At 62.0% G+C, this 4400-nt stretch carries 4 protein-coding genes; 2 read left to right on the top strand and 2 right to left on the bottom strand.

Annotation, left to right across the window (positions count from 1 at the left end; translation table 11 throughout):
* A partial coding sequence (locus tag AC5JJ6_RS00835) for a DUF1207 domain-containing protein (RefSeq protein ID WP_496040218.1) occupies positions 1–1136 on the bottom strand: 1136 nt, incomplete at its 3' end.
* 241 nt (positions 1137–1377) lie between these two features.
* Entirely contained in the window at positions 1378–1941 is a 564-nt protein-coding gene (locus AC5JJ6_RS00830) for a DJ-1/PfpI family protein (protein ID WP_496040217.1), read from the bottom strand.
* 937 nt (positions 1942–2878) lie between these two features.
* Between AC5JJ6_RS00830 and AC5JJ6_RS00825 the strand changes: the two genes are divergently transcribed.
* Both AC5JJ6_RS00825 and AC5JJ6_RS00820 read left to right on the top strand, forming a co-directional pair.
* The gene (locus AC5JJ6_RS00825) at positions 2879–3694 is read left to right on the top strand and encodes a TylF/MycF/NovP-related O-methyltransferase (protein WP_496040216.1); all 816 of its coding nucleotides are present in this window, start codon (positions 2879–2881) and stop codon (positions 3692–3694) included.
* 114 nt (positions 3695–3808) lie between these two features.
* Positions 3809–4400, top strand: a 592-nt coding sequence (locus AC5JJ6_RS00820; RefSeq protein WP_496040215.1) for a glycoside hydrolase family 17 protein, incomplete at its 3' end; no start/stop codon positions are given.

Raw genomic sequence — 4400 nt, 5'->3', positions numbered from 1 at the left:
AGCTTCCGGGAGTAGAACTGACCGTTCGGGTTCGAACCGTTGTAGTATTCCGCAAGCAGCCGGATACGCCGGGGATTGAGGAAGGTGCTTTCGAGCTGGACGCCGGCGCGGAGCGACAGGTCCATGTCCCAGTCCGACTCTTCCCTGAACTTCAGGTCGGCGGCGGCGATGGGCCGAAGCAGGCCGCCGGCGAAGGTTTCGCTGCTCTCGTATTCCAGGCCGGCCTGGGTGCCCCAGGGCTTCAGATCGGACGGTTCCTGGTCGAAAAGATAGCTGAAGCCGCCATAGACCCGGAACTCCTCGCCGATATCGTAGGATGCCAGCGCTTCCACCGCCTCGTAGCTCAGGTTGATCCGGCGCGACTGGTCGATCCCTTCCCGCAGCAGGAACTCGTCGCCCAGGTGCGAGCTTTGGTGATAGACGCGCCCAAGCACCGAGAAGTCGCCGATCCGGTAGGAAATCGGGATGCCGACCCAGTAGTCGGCGTTTATCAGGTCGAGACTGTCGCTGTTCAGGTCGAAGACGGAGAACACCGCCGCCTGGAACCCGATTTCCCAGCGTCCGCCGAACAGGCTGTTGCGATAGAGCGAGAAGGTCTCGCCGAAGCTGACCGCCCCGGCGTGCTCGACATCCGGATCGTCCGTGTAGTAGCGATAGCCCGCCGAGAAGCGCGGCCAGCGCGGGTCTGCCATCAGCGGCTCGAACAGGTTGGATCGCGGCAGCACCTGACCGCCCTCGTCCTGCGTGACGGCGGTCGCGGGAGGCGGCGCGCCGTCGGGCCGGCCGGCTGCGGCGGGAGCAGCCGGAGCCAGACCGGGAGCGACCGTGGCCGGCACCGAGGCTTCGCGCACCCGCACGTCTGTCACGCCCGGAATCTCGGACAGGGCGGTGCGCAGGCGCGGACCGGCGGACGATTGCAGGGTTGCGGCATCGACCTGGACGATCCCACGCGACACGGTGACCTTCGACGCGGCAAGCCCGAACTCGCGCTGGAGGACGGCGGCGGCATAACCGGCGATGAAGGCATCGTCGGGCGCCTGGGCCGAAGCCGGCTCGGGCATGCCGCCAAACGCCAGCAGAGCAGTGAGGCATGATGCGGCAACCAGACGGTGCCGACGGGGAAAGTACGGGATCACGGGCTTTTCGTCTCCGGCTTCAGGGCGCCGCCCGCTCTATCGATGGGTCGGATGGCAGGCTGCGGCGGAGAAACACACAGGCGCGCCGAAGGCTCCCGCGGTTTCGGAAAAGTCTCTCTGCGATCATCCGGCCACCTGGCCCGGCCACCTGCCAGCCCAGCCGTCCGTCGAAGATACGAAAAACGCCGCGATCCAATGGATGCGGCGTTTTTTGACAGATTTTGACGACCGTGCCTGAGCGTCAGGCGGCCTTCTTTACCTGGGCAGCGTCGGTGAAGGACTTCACCAGCTGGTCGACGAAGGCCTGAAGGTTGTCGAGGCCGTCGGCGGTCAAGAGGGCCTTGTCGATCGCGATCGGCTCTTCGCTCCAGACGGCGCCGGCAGCTTCGAGAGCTTCGCGCACGGCCGGGGAACCGGTGAGGGTGCGGCCCTTGACCTTCTGGGCTACCGCCAGGAGGCTGACGCCGTCATCGATCGCCGCGACCGGCTTGCCGCCGTCCATGAAGCTGCTGACGATGCGGCGGATATGCGGGTTGGCGGCCAGCTTGGCCACGCTACGCTCGCCGCCCGGCAGAATCAGCATGTCGAAATCGGCGGCGAGAACCTCGGCGATCTGCTGATCGACCGGGAAATAGTGCCCCCAGGCCTTGCCGTGCCAGCCGTTGACCAATCCCTGTTCGGGAGAAAGCACCTTAAGGGTGGCGCCGGTCTTGAGCAGGGCACGCTGGGGCTCGGTCATTTCGGTTTCTTCGAAACCGTTAGCCACCAGGATGGCGATGGTCTTTCCCGCGAGCGGCTGATCCATCAAAGCAATCCTCCATTGGTTGTGTCGAATATCGTCGGGCGCCTCAAGCCCGCTAAAGCAGCGTGGGCAACCCGGCGAGTCACAGTGCCATCCGTTACAACTCGCAGCGAAGTCCGCCAGGAAGCGGTTCGATCCACCGGACCCAAAACAGGGACAATAACCCGGTCAACGCGCGATATGCGGATGCCTGTGACACGGTCACCCTAACTGGAGGGGAACCGCAGCCGGAGTGCGAAAGGCACCGTCAAGCTTTTCAAAGCATGGTCGTTAAGTGGCGACTTTCACTCTTTAAGTCAATGCCTAATTCCTCATCTGATTCCGCGCCGCAGCGAATGAGTGTGCGCCGCATGACGCGCCGTAGTCGTCCAGCCGTCGTCATGATCAAGTCCAGGTGCGGCAAGGCTTGCATTGGCGAATGCGCGCGGTGTGATTTGCGCATATGAGCTGCGCGGGAGACGCATCGTCACGAAGGCATGGCGGGTAAATCGCAAGCCGTGTCGACAACAGGAAGTTCCACGGAACCGGAGGACGGCATGCCCGGTTCAAGCAGCAGGGACGATGCCGGATGCGGCATAACCCGATCGATCTTCTTAAACGGCGTTCGGACCTGACCGAGCGGGGAGATTAAAGATACGCAAAAAGTATGTGCTCGGCGATAAACGTATTCACAGCGAACTTCAGCACCAGCCTACCTGTATATCGATATAGGCAAGAGCCTCATTCAACTCCGAACTTTCTCTCAATTTTGTCCCACAATGACCAGTATTAATGACTAGATGTGAGCACAGCAGCTTTACTAAAATTTTTTCAAGTTGGTCAATAACCACTTTGCGCCTACTCTTGGGGCACGTCAAATAAACTCTGGCGCTTGTGCATCCAATATGGTTTTTATTGGTTAATGAGACTTGATGAAACGAAAGACAGGAACCTGGCTCCGATGACGGTCCAAGACAATCATGCTGCCCGGCCCCTGGGCGATGAGCGTTTCAACACGCCTTTCTACCGCCTGCTGAGGACACTGGGACTGTTTGGGCCGTCCCGTAAGGTCAACCGGTGGCTCTACCGGGTGCGGACCCAACGGCGTGCGCTCGCGGGTCAGGGACTCGTTCCCGAGCAGAAGCTCACGGCCAGCTTCGTCGATGCGATCCAGCGGCTGCGCGATCTGAACGGCAGCGAGAACATCGGCGATTATCTGGAATTCGGCGTCTGCTACGGCTCGTCGATGGCCTGCATGCACGATGCGCTGGTCAAGACGGACACCAAGGGCGTCCGGCAGTTCGGGTTCGACAGCTTCGAAGGGCTGCCGCCGGAGACCGATTTCCAGGACAACAACATCTGGAGCAGCGGCCAGCTCGCCTCCTCGATCGAGTTCGCCCACAAGCTGCTGACGCGGCGCGGCGTGGACTGGAAGAAGACCTTCCTGATCAAGGGCTGGTTCAAGGACACCATGACGCCCGAACTGGTCGAAAAGCACCAGATGAGGCATGCCGGCGTCATCATGGTCGATTGCGACATCTACACCTCGGCCCGTGATTCGCTGGCCTTCGTCGAGCCGATGATCGGCGACTACGCCGTCATGCTGTTCGACGACTGGCATGCCGGTGGCCTGGCCGAACAGAACCTGGGCGAGAAGCGGGCGTTCGACGAGTTCCTGCGGCGCAATCCGGACATCGAGACCGAAGAGCTGCCCGCCTATAACGAGAACTCCGCGATCTTCGTACTGAAGCGGAAGAAGCCGGCTCCCGCCGTCTGATCGGGCACCGGTCCTACCGGTTACGGCGATACGAAGCGGCCCGCGAGGAACGACGATCCTCGCGGGCCGTTTTTCCATGCCGGTGACGGGCGAATTCGTGTAGATATCGCCGTCATGCGTGTATTCCTCCTTCTCGCCGTTCTGGCCGCCGCCGTCCTGGGCAATTTCGCCCTGTGGGCGCTTCCCAACCGTCCCCAGCCGCTCGAGCCGCCTCCCGGCGGCAAGCTGCAAAGCGTGTCCTTCGCACCGTTCCACGACGGGCAGAGTCCGCTGACCATGGTCTACCCGACGAAGGCCCAGATCGACGAGGATCTGAAGCTGCTGAAGGACGAGGTCATGTCGGTGCGGACATACACCAGCCGCGAAGGGCTGGAGCATGTCCCGGAACTCGCCCGCAAGTACGGCATCAAGGTGATGCAGGGCGCCTGGATCGGCAGCAAGCCGATCCTGAACGAGGAAGAGGTCCTCGCACAGATCCGGCTCGCCAACCAGTATCCGGACGTGATCGACAAGGTGATCGTCGGCAACGAGGTGCTGCTGCGCAACGACCGGACCGTCGAACAGCTCATCGAGTATATCCGGTACGTCAAGGCGCACGTGAAGCAGCCGGTGACCTACGCCGACGTCTGGGAATGGTGGCTGAAGTATCCGCAGGTGGCGGACGAAGTCGATTTCATCACGATCCACCTGCTGCCCTACTGGGAAG

The sequence above is a fragment of the Skermanella sp. genome (assembly GCF_059503625.1).
The sequence above is the reverse complement of the archived record's forward strand: the minus strand, read 5'-3'. Positions and strand labels throughout refer to the sequence as shown.

Excerpts from the sequence above, each read along its gene's own strand:
- AC5JJ6_RS00825 (WP_496040216.1), top strand. The coding sequence starts at position 2,879 with ATGACGGTCCAAGACAATCATGCTGCCCGGCCCCTGGGCGATGAGCGT.
- AC5JJ6_RS00830 (WP_496040217.1), bottom strand. The coding sequence starts at position 1,941 with ATGGATCAGCCGCTCGCGGGAAAGACCATCGCCATCCTGGTGGCTAAC.